Annotated in this window: 21 protein-coding genes; 17 read left to right on the top strand and 4 right to left on the bottom strand. The window is 40.5% G+C overall.

The genetic code is table 11. From position 1 onward, the window contains the following. Positions 1–12: 12 nt before the first annotated feature. From dapD to map, 3 genes are all read right to left on the bottom strand, one after another. Positions 13–837, bottom strand: a complete 825-nt coding sequence (gene dapD, locus ACOI22_RS05810) for a 2,3,4,5-tetrahydropyridine-2,6-dicarboxylate N-succinyltransferase (RefSeq protein WP_420671064.1) — start codon at positions 835–837, stop codon at positions 13–15. Beyond that, complete coding sequence (glnD, locus tag ACOI22_RS05805; RefSeq protein ID WP_420671063.1) at positions 834–3,470, bottom strand: [protein-PII] uridylyltransferase; 2,637 nt, start codon at positions 3,468–3,470, stop codon at positions 834–836. Before glnD ends, dapD begins: the two co-directional genes overlap by 4 nt. A gap of 72 nt (positions 3,471–3,542) precedes the next feature. Further along, on the bottom strand, positions 3,543–4,355 hold the full coding sequence (gene map, locus ACOI22_RS05800) for a type I methionyl aminopeptidase (protein ID WP_420672323.1): 813 nt from the start codon (positions 4,353–4,355) through the stop codon (positions 3,543–3,545). A 308-nt stretch (positions 4,356–4,663) separates the two neighbouring features. Here map and rpsB point away from each other — a divergent pair, with 308 nt between their 5' ends. From rpsB to tilS, 17 genes are all read left to right on the top strand, one after another. Continuing rightward, complete coding sequence (gene rpsB, locus ACOI22_RS05795; RefSeq protein WP_420671062.1) at positions 4,664–5,389, top strand: 30S ribosomal protein S2; 726 nt, start codon at positions 4,664–4,666, stop codon at positions 5,387–5,389. Positions 5,390–5,493: 104 nt separating this feature from the next. After that, positions 5,494–6,366, top strand: coding sequence for a translation elongation factor Ts (gene tsf, locus ACOI22_RS05790; RefSeq protein ID WP_420671061.1), 873 nt, complete (start codon positions 5,494–5,496; stop codon positions 6,364–6,366). A gap of 226 nt (positions 6,367–6,592) precedes the next feature. Continuing rightward, entirely contained in the window at positions 6,593–7,339 is a 747-nt protein-coding gene (pyrH, locus tag ACOI22_RS05785) for a UMP kinase (protein WP_420671060.1), read from the top strand. Positions 7,340–7,357: 18 nt separating this feature from the next. Next, positions 7,358–7,915, top strand: a complete 558-nt coding sequence (frr, locus tag ACOI22_RS05780; protein WP_420671059.1) for a ribosome recycling factor — start codon at positions 7,358–7,360, stop codon at positions 7,913–7,915. 2 nt (positions 7,916–7,917) lie between these two features. Continuing rightward, positions 7,918–8,706: a polyprenyl diphosphate synthase gene (uppS, locus tag ACOI22_RS05775; protein WP_420671058.1), complete on the top strand. Its 789-nt coding sequence runs from the start codon at positions 7,918–7,920 to the stop codon at positions 8,704–8,706. After that, the gene (locus tag ACOI22_RS05770) at positions 8,706–9,569 is read left to right on the top strand and encodes a phosphatidate cytidylyltransferase (RefSeq protein ID WP_420671057.1); all 864 of its coding nucleotides are present in this window, start codon (positions 8,706–8,708) and stop codon (positions 9,567–9,569) included. The genes uppS and ACOI22_RS05770 overlap by 1 nt, the downstream gene beginning before the upstream one ends. Positions 9,570–9,574: 5 nt before the next feature. Then, positions 9,575–10,834, top strand: coding sequence for a 1-deoxy-D-xylulose-5-phosphate reductoisomerase (ispC, locus tag ACOI22_RS05765; protein ID WP_420671056.1), 1,260 nt, complete (start codon positions 9,575–9,577; stop codon positions 10,832–10,834). Then, positions 10,831–12,180: an RIP metalloprotease RseP gene (gene rseP, locus ACOI22_RS05760; RefSeq protein ID WP_420671055.1), complete on the top strand. Its 1,350-nt coding sequence runs from the start codon at positions 10,831–10,833 to the stop codon at positions 12,178–12,180. Before ispC ends, rseP begins: the two co-directional genes overlap by 4 nt. Positions 12,181–12,308: 128 nt before the next feature. Continuing rightward, a complete protein-coding gene (gene bamA, locus ACOI22_RS05755) occupies positions 12,309–14,792 on the top strand; it encodes an outer membrane protein assembly factor BamA (protein ID WP_420671054.1) in 2,484 nt (827 codons plus the stop codon). A gap of 71 nt (positions 14,793–14,863) precedes the next feature. Next, positions 14,864–15,376 carry an OmpH family outer membrane protein gene (locus ACOI22_RS05750; RefSeq protein WP_420671053.1) on the top strand — a complete coding sequence of 171 codons (513 nt, stop codon included), beginning with the start codon at positions 14,864–14,866 and terminating at the stop codon, positions 15,374–15,376. Between the two features lie 202 nt (positions 15,377–15,578). Continuing rightward, a complete protein-coding gene (gene fabZ, locus ACOI22_RS05745; protein WP_420671052.1) occupies positions 15,579–16,025 on the top strand; it encodes a 3-hydroxyacyl-ACP dehydratase FabZ in 447 nt (148 codons plus the stop codon). A 2-nt stretch (positions 16,026–16,027) separates the two neighbouring features. Next, entirely contained in the window at positions 16,028–16,798 is a 771-nt protein-coding gene (lpxA, locus tag ACOI22_RS05740) for an acyl-ACP--UDP-N-acetylglucosamine O-acyltransferase (protein ID WP_420671051.1), read from the top strand. 2 nt (positions 16,799–16,800) lie between these two features. Further along, positions 16,801–17,961 carry a lipid-A-disaccharide synthase gene (gene lpxB, locus ACOI22_RS05735; protein ID WP_420671050.1) on the top strand — a complete coding sequence of 387 codons (1,161 nt, stop codon included), beginning with the start codon at positions 16,801–16,803 and terminating at the stop codon, positions 17,959–17,961. Between the two features lie 29 nt (positions 17,962–17,990). Next, positions 17,991–18,569 carry a ribonuclease HII gene (rnhB, locus tag ACOI22_RS05730; RefSeq protein ID WP_420671049.1) on the top strand — a complete coding sequence of 193 codons (579 nt, stop codon included), beginning with the start codon at positions 17,991–17,993 and terminating at the stop codon, positions 18,567–18,569. A gap of 43 nt (positions 18,570–18,612) precedes the next feature. After that, positions 18,613–22,077, top strand: a complete 3,465-nt coding sequence (gene dnaE / locus ACOI22_RS05725) for a DNA polymerase III subunit alpha (RefSeq protein ID WP_420671048.1) — start codon at positions 18,613–18,615, stop codon at positions 22,075–22,077. Positions 22,078–22,103: 26 nt separating this feature from the next. Beyond that, positions 22,104–23,060, top strand: coding sequence for an acetyl-CoA carboxylase carboxyl transferase subunit alpha (gene accA, locus ACOI22_RS05720; RefSeq protein ID WP_420671047.1), 957 nt, complete (start codon positions 22,104–22,106; stop codon positions 23,058–23,060). A gap of 2 nt (positions 23,061–23,062) precedes the next feature. Then, positions 23,063–24,499 (top strand): tRNA lysidine(34) synthetase TilS, encoded by a 1,437-nt coding sequence (gene tilS, locus ACOI22_RS05715; protein WP_420671046.1) that lies wholly within the window; start codon positions 23,063–23,065, stop codon positions 24,497–24,499. Between the two features lie 7 nt (positions 24,500–24,506). On the opposite strand, the gene ACOI22_RS05710 is transcribed toward tilS, so the two are convergent. After that, the gene (locus ACOI22_RS05710; RefSeq protein ID WP_420671045.1) at positions 24,507–25,415 is read right to left on the bottom strand and encodes a GGDEF domain-containing protein; all 909 of its coding nucleotides are present in this window, start codon (positions 25,413–25,415) and stop codon (positions 24,507–24,509) included. Positions 25,416–25,582 lie beyond the last annotated feature (167 nt).

The following is a 25,582-nucleotide window of genomic DNA, read 5'->3' as shown; positions in this document are numbered from 1 at the left end:
ACAGATAAATTTTTACTCTGCGCCACGAAGTATTTCGTTAATACCCGTTTTAGCAAGTGTTTTTGCATCCACACGCTTAACAATAATAGCGGCATACAAGCTATAGGTGCCGCATTTGCTTGGCAGGCTACCAGGTACTACTACGGCACCGGCGGGAACGCGTCCATAATGAATTTCGCCCGTTTCACGGTCAAAAATACGTGTGCTTTGTCCAATATATACGCCCATTGAAATAACAGCGCCTTCTTCTACAATAACACCTTCTACAATTTCAGAACGAGCGCCAATAAAGCAGTTATCTTCAATGATAGTTGGGCTGGCTTGAAGTGGCTCTAATACGCCACCAATGCCTACACCGCCTGATAAATGCACGTTTTTACCAATTTGTGCACAAGAGCCAACTGTTGCCCAGGTGTCCACCATGGTTCCTTCACCCACATAGGCACCAATATTCACATATGAAGGCATAAGTACTACGTTCTTATCAATAAACGAACCTGTACGAACCGTTGCCGGTGGCACAACGCGCATACCTTCTTTGGCAAAACGCGCCGCATCATATCCACTAAATTTGAGAGGTACTTTGTCATAAAAGGTAGACTCAGCCCCTTCAATCACTTGGTTATCGTTAAGCTTAAAGAACAATAGAACTGCTTTTTTAAGCCATTCGTTTACTTTCCAGCCATCATCAGCTTTTTCAGCAACACGTGCTTCACCGCTATTTAGCAATGCTATTGCTTCATTTACCGCTGCATGAATCTCTGTTGAGGCAGTCTCTGCGGTAAAATTGTTTCTATCTTCGAAAGCTTGTTCTATGGTTGACGCTAATGTATTCATATTGCGGTATTCACTTCTGGTTGATCGAGTTTTAAGGTAATTTGTTTTCTTATTAGTACTTGCTGTTGCTGAGTTAAGGCTTTGCCTTCATCGTTTGACACAATGAACACATCTTCAGCCCGTTCTCCAATAGTGGTAATTTTCGCCATTTTTAATGTCATGTTTAAATCTACAAACAAATGCCCAATTCTCGCTAACAAACCAGGCGCATCCAAGGCTTCAAGTTCTATAAGCGTGCTGTCATCTTGAGACGAATAAAAACGCACTTTAGTTGGCACGTCCAACTGCTTCATTTGGCGCGACATTTTACGAGAGTTGGCATGTGAACGGCCCGGAATCACTAGTTGCTGATGTATTGCTTTGACCAAATTATCTATTCTAGCTTGAGTATCTATTCGCTGACCTTCATGATCTAGAATAATCATGCTGTCAAACACGTAGCCGTTTGATGTAATTGCAATTTGAGCATCATGGATTGAACAATTGCGGCTGTCTAAGACCGACGCTATTTGTGCAAATAAAGCAGGACGATCTTGACAGTAAATCAAAAGCTCAGTTCCGGCTTTTGAAGTTTCATTTGAAGCCGCAACTAAAAATTCAGATTCTTTAAGTTCACCTGCATTCAAAATATTTTGTGTATGCCAAGCAATTTGAGCCGGGGTGAAACGAGCGAAATAGTCGGGGTTCATCCGCTGCCAAAATGGTGCACAGCCGGCTTCTGATACCCCTTGATTAGCTAACAATGAAAGGCTAGATAATTTATGCTCTTCTATTCGCTCGTTTAACGTCATTTGGCACTGCAGGCCATTATCTAAGGCTTTTTGGGTGAGCAAAAATAGCTCGCGCAATAGTGATGCTTTCCAATCATTCCATAAACTATGATTAGTCGCTCGAATATCAGCTAAGGTCAAGCAATAGAGTAAATCTAAACGTTCTTGGCTCTTGACCTCTGATGCGAATTCACGAATAACATCGGGATCATATATATCGCGGCGCTGTGCGATTACCGACATCAACAAATGATTTCGTACTAACCACGCGATTAAGTTCGCGTTTTTTTCAGAAATGCCATGTTGCTCACAAAATTCATGTACATCTTTCTCACCTAACACCGAGTGATCACCGCCTCTGCCTTTAGCTATATCGTGAAATATAGCCGCTATAAATAGCACTTGCGGTTTATCGGAGGTATTCACAATGCGGCTGCAACGCGGAAATTCAGAAGGCTCAGTAAAATAACGACGCACATGTTTTACTAAGCGGTGAGTATGTTCATCTACGGTGTAGGCATGGAATAAATCAAACTGCATCATCCCAACAATCTTATCCCATTCAGGAATATACGATTGTAAAATGCCGTGTTTGTGCATGATATCCCAACCCAAGTCAAAAAAATCTGGATTTGAAACAAGCTTCACAAAATACTCTCGGCATTCCGGAATTTGATGATAATACGCTGATTGAAACTCTCGACGCGCATTACGCAATTGACGAATGCAGTCAGCATCTAGGCCAACAATTTTAGGATGTTTTGAAACCAAGCCTAAAAACTTTAATATTTTTAAAGGCGATTCAAAACAGGTATTGTTTCTTGCAGAAATAAAGCCATCTTGGATGCAAAAGTCATCACTAATAATCGTGGTTTCTTTAATCTTTAAATTTAAGATATCTTGTTTAAAGCGCATCATAAGCATGCTGTTTAGCTCGCTTACCCGGCGTACAATGCGAAACAGATGTTTCATCATTTTCTCAACGCCTTGCTTACCTTCACCAAATCCTAACAGTTCAGCTACATCGGTTTGAAAGTCAAACAATAAGCGGTTTTCACTGCGCTTTGCGACCAAATGCAAGGCGAAGCGAATTTGCCATAAGTTTGACCGACACTCTATTAGTTCAGAGTGTTCTAAGTCAGTAAAATAGCCGTGTCCAATTAAGGTTGAACCGTCGTATTCTTTAAAATGCTTTTTCGCTACCCACCCAATGTTTTGAATGTCACGCAAACAGCCCGGGTTTTCTTTTATGTTGGGCTCTAGATTATATGAGGTATCATTGAATTTTCTATGACGAGCTTGTTGCTCTTCTAATTTAGCAATGAAAAAGTCTTTACTGGACCATACTTTATCTTGGCCAATTTGCTCAACCATTGCATTAAATACGTCATGGCTGCCGCACAAGCGACGCGCTTCCACTAAATTAGTCGCAATGGTAATGTCGTCTTTAGCAAGTTTGACCGTATCTTTTACTGTTCTAACAGACTGGCCAATCTCTAGTTTGATATCCCACAAGAAAGTAATGAATGCTGAAACCTTCTCTTCGATGTCTTTTTTTAGAGGTTTTTTGCTCAAAATGAGAAGGTCAATATCAGAATAAGGCTGCATTTGTCCGCGCCCATATCCGCCTACTGCACACAATGTTACATTCGGATCATCATGCAATTCTTGTAAATGCCAAGCTCTGCATAAGAGCGCGTCAGTGAAACGTGAACGCTCCACTACCAATTCATCTACGTGAATTGAATTAAAGCTTTCTGCAAGCCATGTGAAACTATCTGATACAACTTGTTTAAATGCGACAATGTCATTGATACTTTCAATGCTTTGTAAACGCTTTATTACTTCATTTAAATTATTCAAAAAAGAGAGTTTCCTATTGGCGGGAATCAGGCAAAACCAAAAACTGATATGGCTGCACGGTTTCCACCCACCTTAACTGTGGTTGATAATTCTTGGGATCGTTTCATCATCTCGATGAGTCAGAATCTCGACCCCTGTTTCAGTAACCAATAAAGTATGTTCCCACTGGGCACTTAAACTACGATCTTTTGTTACAACCGTCCATTGGTCAGGTAGGATTTTGGAATAGCGCTTACCTGCGTTTATCATAGGTTCAATGGTAAAGCACATACCTGCCACAATTTCATCACCGGTATTTGGCTGGCCATAATGCACTATTTGAGGGTCTTCATGAAAAGTTGCACCAATACCATGTCCGCAATACTCTTGAACCACTGAATAATTGTGTTTATGAGCATGGGTTTGAATTACGTGACCAATATCACCAAGTCGAGCGCCAGGCTTTACAATCTCTATACCTTTATACAAACACTCTTGTGTAATTCTAATCAGGCGTTCGGCCAGTATGCTAGGTTTGCCTACTACGAACATCTTTGAGGTATCACCGTGATAACCATCTTTGATTACGGTGACATCTATATTTACAATGTCACCGTCTTTGAGCTTTTTATCACTTGGAATGCCATGGCAAATAACATGATTTACCGATGTGCATATTGATTTAGGAAAAGGCGGGCGGCCATAATTTAAAGGAGCAGGGATACCACCTTGCACGTCAACGATGTAATTATGACAAAGCTGATTTAACTGTTCGGTGGTTGCGCCTTTAACAACGTGCTCACCAATCATATCGAGCACCTGAGCGGCTAGTTTACCCGCTACGCGCATCTTTTCTATTTCATCTGCTGTTTTAATCGTTACTGCCAACGCTTTATACCTCTTAATATATATGTAGGTATTATCTAATACTCAAGCCAGCCTTACAAGGGGATAACAGAAAGTGAAAACTTTTTTGGTATTTTTGCGGGTTTATAGGTGTATTTTATTGAAAATTCTTGTTGTGGGTGTTCGTATATGGTATAAAGCGCGCGCTGTTTTCGAAACACTCCAAATAAGAGAGCTTCGGGCAGTGAATATTTTAAAAATTCACACATATTTCGACACTGTTTCCGGGGTGTCTCAAGAACGTTAGTTCTTCGGATCGGAAATAGGGAAATATGGAGGCATAACCCCTACATTAGGAAATTAATATTATGGCAAACGTTTCAATGCGTGACATGCTACACGCCGGTGTTCACTTTGGTCACCAAACTCGTTACTGGAATCCAAAAATGGGTCAATTCATTTTTGGCGCACGTAACAAAGTTCATATCATAAACTTAGAAAAAACCGTTCCTTTATTTAACGACGCACTAAGCTTTTTAAGCAGCGTATCTGCTCGTAAAGGTAAAATTTTGTTTGTTGGCACCAAGCGTGCGGCAAGTGAAGCGGTAAAAGAATCTGCACAAAAATGTGGCCAATACTACGTTAATAAGCGTTGGTTAGGCGGCATGTTGACTAACTGGAAAACCGTTCGTCAATCAATTAATCGTTTAAAAGAATTAGAAGCACAAAGTGCAGACGGTACTTTTGAAAAATTAACTAAAAAAGAAGTATTATTACTTCAACGTGAAATGACTAAGCTAGAAAGCAGCTTAGGTGGTATTAAAGACATGGGTGGTCTTCCAGACGTTATCTTTGTAATTGATGCTGATCACGAGCACATTGCTATTACAGAAGCTCGCAACTTGGGTATCCCAGTTGTAGGTGTTGTAGATACTAACTCTAATCCTGATGGCGTTGATTACATCATTCCAGGAAACGATGATGCTATCAGAGCTATCCAACTTTATACTAACGCTGCAGCTGAAGCTATCGCTCAAGGTCGTAACCAAGATGCACCAGTAGCAAGCGATGAGTTTGTTGTTGACGGCGAGTAATCGACCAGCAAGTTAGTAATATTAAGGAGACGATAGTCTCCTTTTTTTAATTAAATTTTAGTTATTAGACAATCAATCTTATAAATATTCAGAGGAATAAAACAATGGCAGTGACAGCAGCATTGGTAAAAGAACTACGCGAGCGCACAGGCGCTGGTATGTTAGATTGTAAAAAAGCCTTAGTTGAAACTGATGGTGACATCGAGCAAGCAATTGAAAATATGCGTAAATCTGGCCAAGCAAAAGCCGCTAAAAAAGCAGGCCGTATTGCAGCTGATGGCGTAATTTTAACGTCAGTATCTGGCAACAGAGCTACCATGCTTGAAATCAACAGTGAAACTGATTTCGTAGCAAGAGATGAAGGTTTCTTAGCTTTTGGTAAAAAAGTATTAGAAGTAGCTGCAAAAAATAACATCAATGATATTGATGTACTTAATGCTGCAGAACTTGACGGCTCTACTGTTCAAGAAGTACGTGATGCATTAGTCGCTAAAATCGGTGAAAACATCTCTCCACGTCGCGTTATCAACGTTGAAGGTGATAACCTTGGTGCCTACGTGCACGGCGGTCGTATTGGTGTAATCGCTATTCTTAATGGCGGCGAAGAAGAGCTTGCTAAAGATATTGCAATGCACGTTGCTGCTGCAAACCCTCAGTTTGTTAAGCCAAGCGATGTTCCTGCAGAAGTAGTTGAGAAAGAAAAAGAAATTCAAGTTGAGATTGCTGTTAAAGAAGGCAAACCAGCTGAAATCGCTGAGAAAATGGTTGTTGGCCGCATGAAGAAATTCACCGGTGAAATCAGCCTAACGGGTCAAGCGTTTATTAAAGATCCAAAAGTATCAGTAGCTGAATTACTTAAATCAAACGGTGCAGATGTAATTAACTTTGTGCGTTTTGAAGTAGGCGAAGGTATTGAGAAGAAAACTGAAGATTTTGCAGCTGAAGTAGCAGCGCAAATGGAAGCGGCTAAAAAATAAGCCCTTTTGTTTTCTAGCAAAAATTTGTTATTTTTAAATTTAGAGAATTAATGAATATTTGTGATATCAAACAGGAAAGCATCTCATTGAGATGCTTTTTTTTGCCTAGAATTTACAAATTGTTGAAGCTACTTGCGTTATTTTCTATTAGAATATGCTTCCAATATTAACGACTTTATCAACACTTAGTCTTTATTTGGGCCAAACTTAGAGGATTTACATATATATGAGCGTCACATCCAAACCTGCATATCGTAGAATTTTATTAAAACTAAGCGGCGAAGCCTTAATGGGTGACGAAAATTTTGGCATTGATGCCAAAGTGCTAGACCGCATGGCCGTTGAAATTAAAGAATTAGTTGAGCTAGGAATAGAAGTAGGCTTGGTGATAGGCGGCGGTAACTTATTCCGCGGCGAAGGATTAGCCAAAGCAGGAATGAATCGCGTTGTGGGCGACCATATGGGTATGCTGGCAACTGTCATGAACGGTTTGGCAATGCGCGATGCATTGCATCGGGCTTTTGTGAACGCTCGTTTAATGTCAGCCATTCCCCTTAACGGCGTATGTGATTCCTATAATTGGACAGATGCTATCAGCATGCTTAAATCAGGCAAAGTGGTCATTTTCTCTGCAGGCACAGGCAACCCATTTTTTACCACTGATTCTGCAGCATGTTTGCGCGGAATTGAAATTGAGGCTGATGTTGTATTAAAGGCCACAAAAGTTGATGGCGTTTATGATAGTGACCCAGTGAAAAACCCTGATGCTGTATTATTGTCACACATCAGTTATCAAGAAGTCTTAGAAAAAGAATTAAAAGTAATGGATTTAGCAGCATTTACTTTGGCTCGAGATCATAGTATTCCAATTCGCGTGTTCAATATGAACACTCCAGGTTGCTTAAAAAGAGTCGTACTAGGTGAGGCTGAAGGCACCTTAATTAGCCATTCAAACACAACAACAGAAGAATAAAATAGTAAAGGTTTACCCATGATTGATGAAATTGAATTAGACGCCAGTGAGCGCATGGAAAAAAGTGTAACCGCACTTAAGAGTCAACTTAGCAAAATTCGCACAGGCCGTGCGCACCCTAGTTTATTAGACAGTATTATGGTGTCTTATTACGGTACTGACACACCGCTTAAGCAGGTTGCAAATATTATAGCCGAAGATAGTCGTACACTGGCTTTATCAGTGTTTGACAAAAGCGCTATTCAAGCGGTTGAAAAAGCGATAATGCAATCAGACTTAGGTTTAAACCCAATGAGCGCAGGTGCAGCAATTCGTATACCTTTACCACCGCTTACTGAGGAGCGTCGTAAAGATCTTATTAAAGTTGTTCGTAATGAAGCTGAGCAAGGCCGCGTTGCTATTCGCAATATTCGTCGCGATGCAAACAGTGATATTAAAGAGCTTCTAAAAGAAAAAGAGATTAGTGAAGACGAAAGCCGAGCAGGCGAAGAAAATATTCAAACCCTGACCAATTCTTTTATCAAAAAAGTAGACGATATTTTAGTTGATAAAGAAAAAGAACTGATGGAAGTATAAGTTTGTTAGGTAAGCGAGCTGAGCCGTCTTCGACCGCCATTTGCAACGTAGCGATTGATAAGATACCGCGTCATGTTGCTATTATAATGGATGGCAACGGGCGATGGGCTCAACAAAAAGGGAAGTTGCGAACGTTTGGACACAAGGCGGGAGTAGACGCTGTGCGTTCTTCTGTTCGCCTAGCACGTAAGTTAGGCGTTGAATCGCTTACTTTGTTTGCTTTTAGTAGTGAGAATTGGCAGCGCCCGAAAGAGGAAGTAGGGGTACTGATGCAGTTGTTTTCTATGGTGTTGAAGTCAGAAGTTAAAAAGCTTAATAAAAACAATATTAGACTTAAGGTAATTGGTGATTTGTCTGCCTTTGACTCAAGTCTGCAAGAAAAAATTAATAAAGCAGAAGCACTGACGGAAAAAAATACGGCCTTAACGCTAAACATAGCAGCTAATTACGGTGGCAGATGGGACATCGTTGATGCCACGAAACGCATTGCGCAAAAGCTGGCAAATAATGAAATAGATGTTCATGACATTAACGAAGATTTGTTTAATCAACATGTGAGTACTTCACAACTTCCAGAGCTTGACTTGCTTATACGTACTGGTGGTGATCATCGTGTAAGTAACTTTTTACTATGGCAGTGTGCCTATGCGGAGTTCTACTTTACTGAAACATTATGGCCTGATTTTAGCGAAGAGATGTTTGCTTTAGCGATACAAGATTTTGCGAATCGTCAGCGTCGCTTCGGATTAACAGGGGCGCAAATCATGACTCAAGACGCAGGAACTTCATAATGTTAAAACAAAGAATTATAACCGCCCTCGTTTTAGCGCCTCTTGCGCTTGTTGCGATACTTTTTTTACCTATAGAACCGTTCAAGTATGTAGTTGCTGGCGTAATGATGGTAGGTGCATATGAGTGGGCAAATATGTCGGGGATTACTGAACGCATTGTGAAGAGCTCATTTATGGTGTTCATAGGTATTATATTTGCCATAATTATTGCTTTGGTAGATGCCGAGAATATTTGGGTTCAAGGTGAATTAAATGGTCTTTATTTTGTTATTTTACAAATAGCGGCACTTTGGTGGTTTGTTTCACTTTTCATGATAGTCGCCTATCCTCGATACAGTAACTTTTGGAAAAACAGTAAAGTTATTCGAGCCACCTTTGGTGTGCTAACGCTGGTACCTACGTGGGTGGCGATAGTGAGCCTGCGTACAAGTTTATATGATGTTGACCCATTCTACGGCGCTTCCTTATTATTTTATGTGCTTGGTATAGTTTGGGCTGCTGATATTGGTGCGTTCTTCGTAGGTGTTAAGTTCGGAAAGCACAAATTGCGCCCCAATGTTTCGCCAGGCAAAACCCTTGAAGGCTTGTTTGGTGGAGTAATGGCGTCATTAGCGATTATCGCCTTTGCGGCATTGCATTATCATGTTGAGCCTTCGCGCATTTGGTTACATCTTGTTATAGGTGGTTTAACCGTAGGTGTGTCGGCACTGGGCGACCTTAACGAAAGTATGTTTAAGCGATGTGCAGGGATTAAAGACAGTGGCAAAATTTTACCTGGCCATGGTGGAATAATGGACCGTATAGATAGCCTAACGGCAGCTTTTCCTGTTTTTGCCTTTTGTTATGTGGTTTGGATGGCTTAGTTTATATGTCTGTAAAGCAAAGCCAAAGTGTTGATGATGGTGTAAACGCATTTTTATCGCAGAATTCTAAAACACAATTAGTGACAATATTGGGAGCAACTGGCTCAATTGGTTGCAGTACTTTAGATGTTATTCGTTTGCACCCTGAGCAGTTCAAAGTGTTCGCTATTACAGGCGTTTCGCAACTATCGAAACTAGCTGAACAGGTCATTGAATTTTCACCGCAATATGCAGTAGTGAACAGCCAAGAAGCTGCGAAACAACTTTCAGGCCTTTTACAAGATAGCCAATCAAATACTGAGATTCTATTTGGTAGTAAAGCTCTTTGTGACATAGCCAGTGATCCTTCTGTTGATATTGTGATGTCAGCAATAGTAGGTGCCGCGGGTTTGATGCCCACCTTGGCAGCCGTAAAAACTGCAAAGCGCGTTTTACTTGCCAATAAAGAAGCATTGGTGATGTCGGGCGAGTTGTTCATAGACGCCGTAAATCAGAATGGCGCTCAGCTTTTACCAATTGACAGCGAACATAACGCTATATTTCAATGCTTGCCGAATGATTTTGAATATGGAAACAAGCATAAAAGCGGTATTTCACATTTACTTTTAACCGGCAGCGGTGGGCCTTTTAGAGAGCTTCCATTAGCTGATTTCTCTAATATTACAACCGAACAAGCATGTGCTCATCCTAACTGGAGTATGGGGCGTAAAATATCCGTAGATTCAGCCTCAATGATGAACAAAGGGCTTGAATTTATTGAAGCCAAATGGTTATTCGGAATGGATGAAAGCGATATAGAAGTCGTGCTACACCCGCAAAGTACGATTCATTCTATGGTGCAATACATTGACGGTTCGGTAATTGCGCAAATGGGAAACCCAGACATGCGTACGCCAATAGCATATGGTTTGTCTTACCCAGAACGTATTCATTCTGGCGTGGCGAATTTAGATTTCTCAACCTTACGTGATTTCAGTTTTTCTTCTCCCTGTAAAAAACGCTTTCCTAATTTATATTTGGCAATTGAAGCAAGCAAACAAGGGCAGGCCGCTACAACTGCTTTAAACGCAGCTAATGAATTAGCGGTGCATGCTTTTTTACAAGAAAAAATAAACTTTACACAGATAAACCAAGTCAATGATATGACATTGCAAAAACATGGGCATGGTAACTTGACTTGTATTGACAGTATTTTAGAGCACGATCATCTAAGCCGCGAAAGCGCGCAAGCTTTTGTGAACACTATGATAGAGGCGCAATTATGACGGGCATCATTTGGAATATATTATCGTTTGTAGTGGCGCTAAGTATTTTAGTTGCCGTGCATGAATGGGGGCACTATTTTGTGGCTCGTTTGTGTAAAGTGAAGGTACTGCGTTTCTCAATTGGCTTTGGCAAGCCTTTGTACAAGCGAGTTACCTCTACCGGTATGGAGTTTGTGATAGCCGCGGTTCCACTTGGCGGATTCGTCAGAATGCTAGATGGCCGCGTGGATGAAATAAGCACACAAGACCTTGATGTAGCATTTGATCAAAAGCCGGTTTTACAGCGCATGGCGATTGTGGCGGCAGGCCCAATTGTTAACTTTATCTTCGCTGTGTTTGCGCTAATGGCAATTGGTATGCTTGGCACACAAAGCGTGAAACCAATAGTGGGCGAAGTAATACCCAATTCATACGCACAGCAAGCGCAAATTCAAAACTATGAAGAAATTATAGCGGTAGGTGAGCGTAAGGTTGAAAATTGGCAGGATGTAAGTCTCGAATTAGTTCGATATAGTGGTGAAAATAGTATTCCTCTGCAAGTTAAAACACCTAATGGCTCGCTAGAAATGCGTAATTTACCCATAAATGGCTGGACCTTAGATCCTGATTCAAGGGATTTATTTGGCGATTTAGGCTTTAAACGATTTGAGCCCAAGGTCACTAAAGTCCTTGCTTATGTGGAAGAAGATGGCCCAGCAGCGCTAGGCGGGCTTCAAGTAAATGATGAAATTCTTAAAATAGATGGAACTCCAATGACAAATTGGGGACAAATAGTCGGATACATTGAGACGCGCGCTAATCAAGAGCTTGCAATAGACCTTTTGCGTAACGGCGCAAACCGTAGTGTTGTTGTTAACTTAGGCGCTCGTAATGACGATGCAAGCAAAGGGTATTTAGGCGTAGTCACTAGCCGCGAGGCTTGGCCCGAAGAATATATCATTACGACTAAATTAGGCCCTATTAATGCATTTTTTAGTGGTGTTGATGATACGTGGCGTTTGATGAGCACCACGGTGAAAATGTTGGGTAAGCTATTAACGGGTGATTTGTCAGTTAAAAGCTTAAGCGGTCCAATATCAATTGCTCAAGGTGCGGGAGCGCATGCAAGTTACGGATTAATTGCTTTCCTAGGATTTTTAGCGCTAATCAGCGTAAATCTTGGTATCATTAATCTTTTGCCGTTACCAATATTAGACGGTGGTCACTTATTGTATTTCACCATTGAGTGGATAACTGGAAAGCCCGTGTCAGAGGCTATTCAGGAAGTAGGCTTTAAAATTGGGGGAGCTTTACTATTTATGGTAATGGTAACCGCAATTTTTAACGATGTTTTACGCAATATTTAAGCGTTATTGCTAGGTTGCATAAGTGCAAAGCAATAATAAATGTGAGTGTAGCAAAGTGCGTAAATGCGATGCTCTAATGAAAATAATAACAATGTCTGACACACAATATCTTGGAATTTTAATAGTTGATGAAGTGTAAAAATCTAGTTTTAGCAAGCATGTTGAGCCTTGGTTCATCATATACTTCTGCGCAAGCTTTAAGCGATAATGTTGAGTTTGTTGTGGAAGATATTCGTGTAGAAGGTTTACAGCGAGTTGCATTAGGTGCGGCTTTAACCTACTTACCGGTTCAGCGTGGTGACACCCTTAATAGGTTTCGTGTTACTCAGTTAATCCGTTCTCTTTATTCATCAACTCACTTTGAACGCGTTGACATTTATCGCGACGGCAATGTGTTAGTTGTAACGGTGTCGGAAAGGCCTACCATCAGTAACATTGTTTTTGATGGCAATGATGATATTAAAGATGAACAACTACAAGAAAGTTTAGATGGCTCAAATATTCGTATTGGTGAGCCCCTTGACCGTACCGTTATCACGTCAATAGAAAATGGCCTAAAGGACTTTTTCTATAGTATAGGTAAATATAATGCCGACGTAACAGCGATTGTTACGCCATTACCACGTAACCGTGTAGACGTTAAGTTACTTTTTGACGAGGGCGATGCAGCTAAAATTCGTCAAATTAATGTGGTGGGTAATGAAGTATTTGAAGATGACTTATTATTTGACCAAATGGAACTGCAATTTAATGCACCATGGTGGGATTTCATGTCTGAAACTCGCTACCAGCAGCAAACACTTGCTGGTGACATGGAAACCATTGAAAGTTACTACAAAGATCGCGGTTACTTGCAATTCTCAATTGATTCTACGCAAGTGTCTATGTCACCTGAAAAAGACGGTATTTACGTTACATTAAACGTCAAAGAAGGGGAGCAGTACACAATATCTGGCGTGGAATTATCAGGTGACTTACTCGGTAATGAAGAATTTATTAGTAATGTGTTGCCAATTCGTGAAGGTGAACTTTATAACCAAGCTGAAGTCACGTATACCGAAGAATTTATTTCTAATTATTTAGGCCGCTTTGGTTATGCTTATCCAAACGTCGTAACCATTCCTGAGATTAACGAGGAAGATAAAACCGTAAAGTTAACGCTGTCGGTTGACCCTGGTAAACGTATTTACGTTCGCCGTATCACATTCTCTGGTAACACCATTACCGCTGATGATGTACTGCGTCAAAACGTGACGCAAATGGAAGGTTCTTGGTTGGCGAATAGATCATTAAAAACCTCTAAAGCACAATTGTCTCGTTTAACTTATATGGAAAACGTAGAATTTGAGACGGTTCGTATTCCAGGTGAAGATGATAAAGTAGATGTTGAATTTAATGTAAAAGAGCAAGCATCGGGCTCATTCAACGCAGGGATTGGCTACGGTGATGCTACTAAGTTAAGCCTACAAGCTGGTGTTCAGCAAGACAACTTCCTTGGAACCGGCAAGCGTATTGGTTTGAATCTGTCTACGGTCTCGTATCAATCAAGTGCCCAAGTTACCTATTTAGACCCGTATTTCACTATTGATGGCATTAGCCTAGGTGGAAGCCTTGGGTACAGCGAATTTGATGGCGGAAGCTTTAACATTGTTCAGTACAATAGTAAGCGTTGGTCTATAGGGTCTAATATTGGTTATCCAATTAATGAAGTAAATAGAATTAGCTTTGGCTTAACTTATTCAAATGTTGAATTGCAAAGTGATAACACCAGTTATGTGCAAACTTCGCGTTTTTATAACCAATTTTTAGATGACAACGATCCTGATGCCGCTATTAAATATGATAGTTTCTTAGCATCGGTTTCATGGTCGCGTAATACTTTGAACCGTGGTTTGTTTCCAAGTTCAGGTTCGTCGCAACGTGCATCGTTCTCTATTACTACACCTAACTCAGAAGTGAATTATTTTAAATTTACTACTGATACTAAGTGGTACTTCCCACTTACTAGAAATCAGAGATGGACGGTGTTAGCTCGCTTGCGTTTAGGCTACGGCAACGGCTATGGCGATAAAAAAGGGTCTGATCAAATATTGCCATTTACGGAAAACTTTACTGCAGGGGGCTCTGATACGCTTCGCGGGTTTGAAAATAACACTGTAGGCCCACGTGGGGTGAATGTTAGTGGAGGTCTAATTGCCACTACACCAAATGGCGTGCCAATTTTAGGTTCTGCAGGGAATGATGCATTACAGTTGTCATCAAGAAGTTTAGGCGGTAATGCCATGGCGATTGGTGGCCTTGAGTTGATTGTACCAACACCATTTGTAGAAGCTGAATTTGATAACTCCGTACGCACTAGCTTATTTTTAGATGTAGGGTCTGTTTGGGATACTGAATTTAACTATGATGCATATAAAGATTTAAATGTAATTACCTCTACGGGTCCATTACTGGATTACAGCGATTGGAAAAATTACCGCGCATCAGCAGGGGTATCAGTGCAATGGGTTTCACCCATGGGCCCAATGGTATTTAGCTTCTCAAGAGCATTAAAAGAGCGTGAGGGAGACACAGTAGATTTCTTCACATTCAATATTGGATCAACCTTCTAAGCAAGGTATAATCAAGAAAATAACGTAATATTAACGAATAATAAGTATAAGAAACTGAAAGGAGTTTTACATTGAATAGGTTCATTAAAAGTTTGTCATTAGCCGTGTTATTTACAGTGGCAAGCGTTTCAGCTGCAAATGCAGCTCAAAAAGTAGGTGTTATTGATGTTCAGCAAGTGTTGCAAGCTCTTCCACAGGTGGCAACAATTGAAGAAACTATTAATGCTGAGTTCAAAGACCAAATGCAAGAAGTACAGCGCATGCAGTCTGATGGCAAATATCTGGTGGAAAAGTTGCAACGTGAAGAAGCAACTCTTAGTGAAGCGCAAATAAAAGAATTACAGCAGCAAATCAACGAAATTGGTCAAAAGCTTCAAACTGTAGGTCAGCCTTTGCAACAACAAATGCAAAGCCGTACTCAAGAAGAAAGAGGTAAACTTCTTGGTTTGATTAAGCAAGCTATTGACGGTATTGCTAAGAAAGAAGGTTATGATGTGGTATTAAATGCTACTGCGGTTCCTTACAGCAAACCAGAAAACGATATATCGCAAAAAGTACTTGAGCAAGTTAGTAAAGCTCAATAATGCGTCAACGTTAAGCGTATTTGTACTATTTAACAGAAAATCAGGCCAACAAGTGTTGGTCTGATTTGTTTTTAGGGTATAAACGCTTATCTTATGCAGCAATTCGCGCAACAAACAATAAAACACACATAATCAAGATATAATAATGTGTGCAAATAAAATACTACCGAGTTGCGCCCTGCATTTTTATTAGGAGATATTCTTGTCACACTCGCTCAACACAATTGAAATCAAAGAAATAATGTCATTACTTCCACATCGCTATCCTTTTTTGTTGATAGACCGTGTGACCGACTACGAACTAGGTAAGTCAATTGAAGCTTACAAAAATATCACGATTAATGAAGAGTGTTTTTTAGGTCACTTTCCCGGTGAACCAATTTTCCCCGGCGTTTTGATTTTAGAATCTATGGCACAAGCTGCAGGAATTTTAGGTTTTAAAACCTTAGGGAACAATGATCAATTGTATTTGTACGCAGGCATTGATAAAGCACGATTTAAAGCACCTGTAGTGCCAGGTGATAGAATGGATATATCGGTTCGCTTAATTAAAGAACGCAGAGGGATATGGAAATTTGAAGGTGTTGCCAGCGTTGATGGCAATCCAGCATGTGTGGCTGAATTTATGTGTGCAATGAGAGATATTTAATTATGATTCATCCTTCGTCCGTTATTTCAGATAAGGCGATTATTGGTAACAATGTAGAAATAGGCCCTTTTTGTTTTATTGGGGATAACGTTGAAATTGGTGATAACTGCGTTTTAAAAAGCCATGTTGTGGTGAAAGGTCATACAAAAATTGGTAAAAACAATACTTTTTTCCAATTTTGTTCAATTGGTGAAGATTGCCAAGACAAAAAATACGCCGGTGAAGTAACGTACCTTGAAATAGGTGATGACAACGAGTTTAGAGAATCTTGTACAATTCATCGCGGTACTACGCAAGATCAAGCCATTACCAAAATTGGCCATCGTAACTTATGTATGGTTAATACTCACATTGCTCATGACTGTATTGTAGGCAATGACAATATATTAGCAAACAACGCAACCGTTGCCGGCCATGTACATATTGGTGATTTTGTTATTTTAGGTGGCATGACTGCGGTGCATCAGTTCTGTCATATAGGTTCACATGCCTTTACTGGAGGTGGAGCTGTTCTTCTGCGTGACTTACCGCCTTTTGTTATGTTTAGCGGTATAAAACACGTTCCTCAAGGTATTAACAGTGAAGGCCTAAAACGTCGCGGTTTTTCTAGCGAATCAATAAGCGCTATTAAACGCGCTTACAAGGTATTGTACAGGCAAAACAATAGCTATGATGAAGCAAGTAAAATAATCATAGATATGGCGGCTGAGCATACTGAGCTATCGGAAATGGCGCAGTTTTTAAGTGCGCCTAATCGCGGCATTGCAAGGTAATAATGCCGCAATTATCTAGTAAGCCACTTAGAGTAGGCCTTGTAGTAGGGGAAACATCGGGCGCTAATATTGCCTTAGGTATGTTGAAACAAATCAAGGCATTACATCCTAATTGTATTATTGAAGGTATTGGTTCACAGCCTCTTATTGAGCAAGGCATGCATTCATTATTTGAAATGGATGAATTGTCAGTGATGGGATTAGTTGAGGTCTTACAGCATCTCCCTCGTTTGTTGCATATTCGAAAAACTGTCGTGCAACACTTTTTAGATAATCCACCTGACGTTTTCATAGGTGTTGATGCACCTGACTTTAACTTACATGTTGAACAAAAATTAAAAGATGCCGGTATTCCTACCGTGCATTATGTTAGCCCTACGGTATGGGCTTGGCGCGAAAAACGCATTCATAAAATTGGTAAAGCAACTAATTTAGTTTTAGGTGTATTTCCCTTTGAGCAAGCAATTTATGACCAGTATAACTTACCGTTTCAGTTTGTAGGCCATACTATGGCTGATAGCATTCCCGTTGAGATTGATCAGATGCAAGCTCGAGAAAGGCTGTCAATTGAGGCAAAAAGCGAGTTACTCGCTTTATTACCAGGCTCCCGTAAGCGTGAAATTGAATCACTTCTTAGCATCTTTTTAGATACTTATCGTAAAGTTAAAGTGCATTCACCCCATTTAAAAGTAATCATACCTGCGGTAAATGATGCTAGAGAAGCGCAAATTCGTGAAATCTTAAAGCAAGAAAATATGCTTGAATCTTGCACTATTACACGAGCAGCGGCTAGAGACGTAATGATTGCCGCTGATTGTGCTTTATTAGCCTCTGGCACGGCAGCTTTAGAAGCTATGCTTTGCAAATGTCCAATGGTAGTGGCTTATAAAATGTCTACCTTGACCTACATGATGATGAAGCGCTTATACAAACCTGCATATTTCTCGTTGCCTAACATATTGGCAAATGAGCTATTAGTGCCGGAGTTTTTACAAGATGAGGTTAACGCTGATAATTTGTCAGAGCAATTGCTTAAGGTATGGCGAACTAATAATAAAAATGTACTGAGCCAGTTTATACAAATTCATAAAACTTTAGCTGCGGGCGCTGATAAACAATCTGCAAAAGCGGTATTGTCTTTAATAAATCGTTATCCTGCATAAATAATTTAAATAAAAAAAGATGTTTCTTGATGGAAAAATATTCACTAATTGCTGGCGTTGACGAGGTAGGCCGCGGGCCCCTTGTAGGCGATGTTGTTACCGCCGCGGTTATTCTTGACCCTGCTTCCCCCATTCTAGGATTAACCGATTCTAAAAAGTTAAGTGAGAAAAAACGAGAAGCTTTATTTGATAAAATTATTGAGCACGCCTTGTGTTTTAGTATTGGCCGCGCTAGTCCAGCAGAAATAGATGAATTAAACATATTGCACGCCACCATGTTAGCCATGACGCGAGCTGTAGATGGTTTAAGAGTATCACCTGATTTCGTGCGCGTTGATGGAAACAGATGTCCAAAATGGCAATATGCCAGTGAAGCCATAGTTAAGGGGGATTTACTACACGCCGAAATTTCAGCTGCTTCTATTATTGCGAAAGTCACCCGTGATCGCGAAATGGCTATATTGCATGAAAAATACCCACAATATGGTTTCGCAAAACATAAAGGTTACCCAACGAAACTTCATGTAGAGGCCTTGCAACAACATGGACCAACACCTCATCATAGATTTAGTTTCAAACCAGTTCAGCTTGCGGCAAGTTCAAGGTAGAATAGCTGTAACATAATTTTTTATCCCTACGGAGTAATCTTAAGTGTCTGCACCATTTGTTCATTTACGCGTTCACAGTGATTTTTCAATGCAAGACGGTCTAAATAAGGTTAATCCTATTTTAAGCGCAAGCGCGGAACAGGGCGCTACGGCGCTAGCCTTGACTGATTTAATGAACATGTGTGGTTTAGTTAAGTTTTATTCTGCGGCGCCTAAGAAAGGTATAAAGCCGATTATTGGTTGTGATTTATGGTTTCAAAGTGACAATTTAGATGGGCAAGTTGTGCAAATAGGCGTGTTAGCTATAAATGAAACGGGTTATAAAAATATAACCAACATGATTTCAGAAGCTTATTTGCAGGGGCAAATCCAATATAAAGTTATTGTAAACCAAGATGTTTTAGCTAAATTTAATGAAGGCGTAATTGTTTTATCAGGAGCCTTAGATGGTGATTTTGGTCAATCCATTAGTATGCAAAAGCCTGAACTAAGTGAACGAATCCTTGCATTTTATAAGCAGCATTTTCCTGACCGTTTTTACATAGAGCTTCAACGAACTGGCCATGTAGGGCAAAACCACTATATCGAAAAAGCCTTAGAATACGCTCAGCGTTTTGACTTACCCGTTGTTGCCACAAACAATGTGCGCTTTTTAAATAGAAATGACTTTGAAGCGCATGAGGTAAGAGTGTGCATTAGTGAAGGTTTTACGCTTGACGATAATCGCCGCAACAAACGGTACACTGACCAACAGTATTTGCGGACCCCAGAGGAAATGCTTGAGCTTTTTTCTGACATACCTGAGGCGATTGAAAATACCGTTCAAATAGCACTACGCTGTAACGTTAAGATGACTTTGGGCGAATATTTCTTGCCTAATTTTCCAACCGGTGACATGAGTACAGAGGCATTTTTGGTTAAGCAATCAGAAATTGGCTTAGAGCGACGTTTAGAACAGCTATTTCCTGATGAAGAAGAACGTAAAGCAAAGCGTCCTGAATACGATGAGCGCTTAGAAATTGAATTAAAAGTAATTAATCAAATGGGGTTCCCCGGCTACTTTTTAATCGTAATGGAATTTATTCAGTGGTCAAAAGATAACAATATTCCTGTTGGGCCAGGTAGAGGGTCAGGTGCAGGTTCTTTAGTGGCTTATGCCTTGGACATAACCGACTTAGACCCGCTAGAGTTTGACTTGTTATTTGAACGATTCTTAAACCCTGAAAGGGTATCAATGCCTGATTTTGACATTGATTTTTGTATGGATCGCCGTGATGAAGTAATTGATCATGTAGCAGAAATATATGGCCGAGATGCCGTATCGCAAATTATCACCTTTGGTACTTTGGCTGCAAAAGCAGTAATTCGCGATGTAGGGCGAGTACTAGGTCGCCCATATGGTTTTGTTGATCGTATATCTAAAATGATCCCAGGTGATCCCGGTATGACCTTGGCAAAAGCTTTTGAGGTTGAACCAAGACTACCTGAAATCTATCAGCAAGATGAAGAAGTACGTGAGCTCATTGATATGGCACGTATTCTAGAAGGCGTGACACGAAACGCAGGGAAACACGCTGGGGGCGTAGTAATTTCACCCACCACCATTACTGATTTCGCACCTTTATATTGTGATGAAACGGGCGCGAACCCGGTAACTCAATTTGATAAAAACGACGTTGAAACGGCGGGCTTGGTCAAGTTTGACTTCTTAGGTTTACGCACGCTCACTATTATTCAGTGGGCAATTGATATGATCAAAGAGGTAAAAGGTGAAACTATTGATATCACTGCTATACCGCTTAATGATGCAAAATCTTTTCGTTATTTAAAGCAAGCTGAGACTACCGCTGTATTCCAGCTAGAATCCCGTGGTATGAAAGACCTAATAAAGCGCCTGCAACCTGACGTGTTTGAAGAAATTATTGCATTGGTAGCCTTGTTCAGACCTGGGCCTTTGCAATCAGGCATGGTTGATAACTTCATTGATAGAAAACATGGTCGCGAAGCTATTTCCTATCCAGATGCTACGTACCAGCATGAATGTTTAGAAGTTATTTTAGAACCTACCTACGGCATTATTTTGTACCAAGAGCAGGTAATGCAAATAGCACAGGAAATGTCAGGTTATTCATTAGGTGGGGCTGACTTACTTCGACGCGCAATGGGTAAGAAAAAGCCCGAAGAAATGGAAAAGCAACGTGGCTCATTTAAAGAGGGCGCAATAGGCAACAATATTGACCCTGACTTAGCCATGAAAATCTTTGATTTGGTAGAAAAGTTTGCCGGATATGGTTTTAACAAATCGCATTCGGCGGCTTATGCCTTAGTGTCTTATCAAACCCTATGGTTGAAGGTGCATTATCCTGCAGAATTTATGGCTGCGGTAATGTCTGCTGATATGGATAACACTGATAAAGTTGTAACGCTAATAGACGAATGCAACAATATGAAACTAGCTGTACTTCCGCCTGATTTAAACAGCGGCCAACATAAATTTACCGTAAATGCAGAAGGGCAAATTGTTTACGGAATTGGCGCTATAAAAGGGGTAGGTGAAGGCCCTGTTGAAGCTATTATTAAAGCGCGAGAAGAACAAGGCGAGTTTATAGACTTGTTCGATTTTTGTGCCAAAGTGGATTTGAAAAAAATCAATAAACGCGTTTTAGAAAAATTGATTATGTCAGGGGCAATGGATAAATTAGGCCCACACCGTGCTGCCATTATGGCAAGTTTAAAAGATGCAATAGATGCTGCCGCGCAAAATGCGAAGGCAGCCTTAGCCGGGCAGGGTGATTTGTTTGGCATGGAAGATTTCACGCAGGCACAAACTGAACATAGCTATAAAGAAGTGCCGCCATGGCCTGAAAAGATTTGGTTAGATGGCGAAAAAGAAACATTAGGCCTATATTTAACAGGCCATCCTATGAGTCAATATATTGCTGAAACGAAGCATTATATTGATTGCTCTGTGAAAGACTTAATGCCAACGCGTCGCGATGTGCATACTAAAACAGCCGGTTTAATATACGCTATGCGCGTGTTAACGAATAAACAAGGCCGTCGCTGGGCATTGGTTACGCTTGATGATAAGTCTGCACGCATGGAAATGCGCGTAAGCCCCGATGTGTTTGAGCAATATGAAGAACTGCTTGCCGTAGACAATCTAGTTTGGATTAGCGGACAGGTCAGCTTTGATAGATATAGCGAAAGCACTACAATGAGCATCTTAGAAATCATGCCATTAGTTGAGGCTAGAAGTCGATTTGCGCGGCGATTATCGTTATCATTAGAAACAACGTCGTGTACCTTATCGTCAGTTGCCAAATTACAAGATATACTTACACAATACAAAGGGGGCACATGTCCTTTGCATTTACAGGTAGAACATCCTGATGCAGCTTTGGAAATGGTTTCTGGTACAAATTGGTATGTAAAATTAGAAGATGAGTTGTTAAGTGATTTGACTCATTTGCTGGGCAAAGATAATGTTGCTCTGGCATTCAATTAATTAAAATAATAAATGGACTAAATATAATGGGCTTACATTTTCTTGATTTCGAGCAACCTATTGCTGAACTGGAAGCCAAAATAGAAGAGCTACGCATTGTTAATCAGGGCGGTGATTTCGATGTGGGCATTGAAGAAGACATTACCAAGTTACAAGAAAAAAGCGCCGAGTTAACGCGCAAAATATTTGCAGGGCTTGGTGCATGGCAAATTTCACAAGTAGCGCGTCACCCAATGCGCCCCTATACCCAAGATTACATCAACAATATGTTAACAGACTTTGATGAATTAGCAGGTGACAGAGCATTTGCTGATGACAAAGCGATTATTGGTGGGTTAGCGAACTTAGATGGTACACCAGTAATGGTGATTGGGCATCAAAAAGGCCGCGACACACAAGAAAAAATTAAACGTAACTTTGGTATGCCAAAGCCCGAAGGATATCGCAAGGCTTTGCGTCTTATGAAAATGGCAGAGCGTTTTCAGTTACCTATTTTAACCTTCATTGATACTCCAGGTGCATACCCCGGTGTAGGCGCAGAAGAGCGGGGGCAAAGTGAAGCCATTGCCATGAATTTAAAAGTAATGGCAGAACTCACGGTTCCTATTATTTGTACGGTAATCGGGGAAGGTGGTTCTGGTGGCGCCTTAGCAATTGGTGTGGGCGATAGAGTTAATATGTTGCAGTATTCTACCTATTCAGTTATTTCGCCTGAAGGTTGTGCATCTATTTTATGGAAAAGTGCAGAAAAAGCCCCGCTTGCCGCCGAAGCAATGGGAGTAACGGCACCACAAATTAAAAACCTAGGACTTATTAATACTATTGTTGATGAGCCTTTAGGTGGCGCACATCGCAACCACAAAAATATGGCTTCTAACTTAAAGGCCACTATTAAACAGCAGCTTGCGCAATTACAAAGCCTCAATCAAGAGACTTTACTCCAAGAGCGTTATGAGCGTTTAATGTCTTTTGGTTACTGTTAATATTGGATGCGAATTTACCGCTAAACAAACTGGGCATTGATTTACTCGATGCTCTTGAAAATGCATTAACTACTAATGCATCTAGCTCGTATAGTGTCAGCCACCTTACTATTGCTTTAAGTGGTGGCTTAGACTCCATGGTTATGCTGCACTTATGCAGCATGCTAAAAAAAGCCAAGCCGCAATTATTTCTAAATACAATTCACGCTATTCACATCAACCATGGCATCAGTAGATATGCTAATGCTTGGCAGCAATTTTGTGAGCATCAATGTAATGTGCGTAATATCCAATTCCACTGTAAATCGTATCACGTAAAAAAACGCAAGCAAGCTAGCTTAGAAGCTGATGCGCGTAATATTCGCTATCAATTAATCAGTGACTACGTCAATGAGCAACCAACGCTTGCAAGCCCTGATGCAACAGGCGAACCTTTTGTGTTACTTGCTCAGCACCAAAACGACCAAGCGGAAACATTTTTATTGCAGTTAAAACGTGGCGCAGGGGTAAAAGGATTATCTAGTATGGCTGCGCGGACTCAAGCAGAAGGGTTTGTGTATTTACGCCCTCTACTAGGTTTCAGCCAAGCACAATTGCAACAATTCGCTCGCCACGCAGATTTAGAGTGGATAGAAGATGAGTCAAATACTGACGAGCAATATGATCGTAATTTTTTACGCCATAAAGTGATTCCACTGTTAAGTGCCAGATGGCCTCAAATACATGCCACTATAGCGCGCAGTGCACAGCACTGCGCAGATGCTCAGGCGGTAAACAATGAGTACATGCAAATTATTGCAAGTAAGGTCTTAGCTAATGACCTAAGCGCTAAATTAAAGCCATTAAGTGAACTTTCCAAGCCAACTCAACTTAGTTTTTTGCGATTTTGGCTGGCTATGTATTTAAGTGAAATGCCAAGCCAAGCGCAGCTTTCACAAGTAACACGCTTAATAGATAACGAGCAAAGCGAAACAGGCTACATAAAACTGCAATCATGGTTTATTGAAAAATTTCAAGAAAAACTGCTGATTAGCCCTGTTTCAAAAGGCGAGCTAAGTGCAATTCAATTAGATACCGCAAAGCAAGTTATAAATGAATTGTGGCGCTGCGAACAACTTAGCGAGGATAAGACAGTTGACACTACATTAGATAAACATGTCACTGTGATACAAGCGCCAGCACAAGGATTACATGTTAATTATAAGCTCAGTAATTTGCGAGCAAAATTTTCTGCTAAGCGTCCTCGAAAGTCTTTAAAAGTGTGGTTTCAAGAGTGGGGTATAAGCCCAATGCTGCGAGCGCAATGCCCTATTATTATGTACGAAACTGAGATTGTGGCGGTATTGTTGCCTACCGGTGAGGTGAAACAGGCTTTGGAGGCTGCGTTTGCAAACTGCAATTTTAGTAGGCTTGCCTTGATTCATACAAGCCCTTACTGATATATACTTAAGCGGCAATAAATAAATTTTTGCCTGCGTTTTTAGCTTTGTATAACGCGTTGTCAGCACGTTCAAATAAGCTTCTTGCATTATCATTTGGTAAAAATGACGTAGCGCCAACACTACTAGAAACTCCATGTTGAATAAACATAGGATGCTTCTCAATAGAAGATGTAATTCGCTGTGCAACTCGTTTGTTTGCAGCCGCGTTACTGTCTATAAGTAGGCAGCAAAACTCATCTCCGCCAAACCTAAAAGCGTGATCAGAATCGCGCAGGCAATTTTGTAAAATAGCCGAAAATGCAATAAGGACTTCATCACCTTCTTGGTGGCCAAAACGGTCATTTACTAACTTAAAATTATCTAAATCAAATACTAAAAGACCAAAAGCATCGTTATTACGCTTACAAATACTAATTAACTTGCTAACTGATTCGTCATAGTTCGTACGATTTCCCAGGCCTGTTAGCATGTCTTTGGTGGCTAACTGGCTAATACGGTAGTACTCCAAAGCATGGCGCAAACTCATTGCAAAAATGCTATGCATTTCTGATAGTAACTTACGTTGAACGGGCGTTAGTACTCTTGAGAATGAGTAAGCTAATTGCGCATGCTGTGGAGTGCCAAAGGGATGGCCATAGTAAATTGAAATTTTCATAATACGCGATTGAGATTTCGATTTACCAGTGCGTAGAACTTGGTCGGCAAAAGCTAACTTAATTGATGTACAAGGTAGCTTAGCGCTTAAAATTGTGTAGTAGTCACTCGACAGTTCTTCAAGATCGATAGATGATAACATGGTGCGCATAATTTGCGCAGATTCAGCCATTGTCAACACAGCGGCATTCGCGCTAGCATCTTTGTGAAACGCGCTCGTATCGCTTAGTACTTCTTGTGATATGGTACTGATATCCATTGTTTACTCCAAATGTTTACCGTCAATAAAATGTCTTGCGTTGTGTACAGTGTCAACTTATCTATGCTTACAAGCTACTACGCGTTAATTTGTTGTATTTATAAGCAAATATAAAAAATAAAAGATTTATGTTCATGCTTTTACTTTCCGTACGTCATGACTTTAGC

Origin of the sequence: Glaciecola sp. 2405UD65-10 (assembly GCF_048820975.1) — a bacterium.
Lineage (GTDB): Bacteria > Pseudomonadota > Gammaproteobacteria > Enterobacterales > Alteromonadaceae > Glaciecola.
The sequence above is the reverse complement of the archived record's forward strand: the minus strand, read 5'-3'. Positions and strand labels throughout refer to the sequence as shown.

Coding starts and splice junctions, on each gene's coding strand:
- dapD (WP_420671064.1), bottom strand. CDS start 837: ATGAATACATTAGCGTCAACCATAGAACAAGCTTTCGAAGATAGAAAC.
- rpsB (WP_420671062.1), top strand. CDS start 4,664: ATGGCAAACGTTTCAATGCGTGACATGCTACACGCCGGTGTTCACTTT.
- tsf (WP_420671061.1), top strand. CDS start 5,494: ATGGCAGTGACAGCAGCATTGGTAAAAGAACTACGCGAGCGCACAGGC.
- pyrH (WP_420671060.1), top strand. CDS start 6,593: ATGAGCGTCACATCCAAACCTGCATATCGTAGAATTTTATTAAAACTA.
- frr (WP_420671059.1), top strand. CDS start 7,358: ATGATTGATGAAATTGAATTAGACGCCAGTGAGCGCATGGAAAAAAGT.
- ACOI22_RS05770 (WP_420671057.1), top strand. CDS start 8,706: ATGTTAAAACAAAGAATTATAACCGCCCTCGTTTTAGCGCCTCTTGCG.
- ispC (WP_420671056.1), top strand. CDS start 9,575: ATGTCTGTAAAGCAAAGCCAAAGTGTTGATGATGGTGTAAACGCATTT.
- rseP (WP_420671055.1), top strand. CDS start 10,831: ATGACGGGCATCATTTGGAATATATTATCGTTTGTAGTGGCGCTAAGT.
- bamA (WP_420671054.1), top strand. CDS start 12,309: ATGAAGTGTAAAAATCTAGTTTTAGCAAGCATGTTGAGCCTTGGTTCA.
- lpxA (WP_420671051.1), top strand. CDS start 16,028: ATGATTCATCCTTCGTCCGTTATTTCAGATAAGGCGATTATTGGTAAC.
- lpxB (WP_420671050.1), top strand. CDS start 16,801: ATGCCGCAATTATCTAGTAAGCCACTTAGAGTAGGCCTTGTAGTAGGG.
- rnhB (WP_420671049.1), top strand. CDS start 17,991: ATGGAAAAATATTCACTAATTGCTGGCGTTGACGAGGTAGGCCGCGGG.
- accA (WP_420671047.1), top strand. CDS start 22,104: ATGGGCTTACATTTTCTTGATTTCGAGCAACCTATTGCTGAACTGGAA.
- ACOI22_RS05710 (WP_420671045.1), bottom strand. CDS start 25,415: ATGGATATCAGTACCATATCACAAGAAGTACTAAGCGATACGAGCGCG.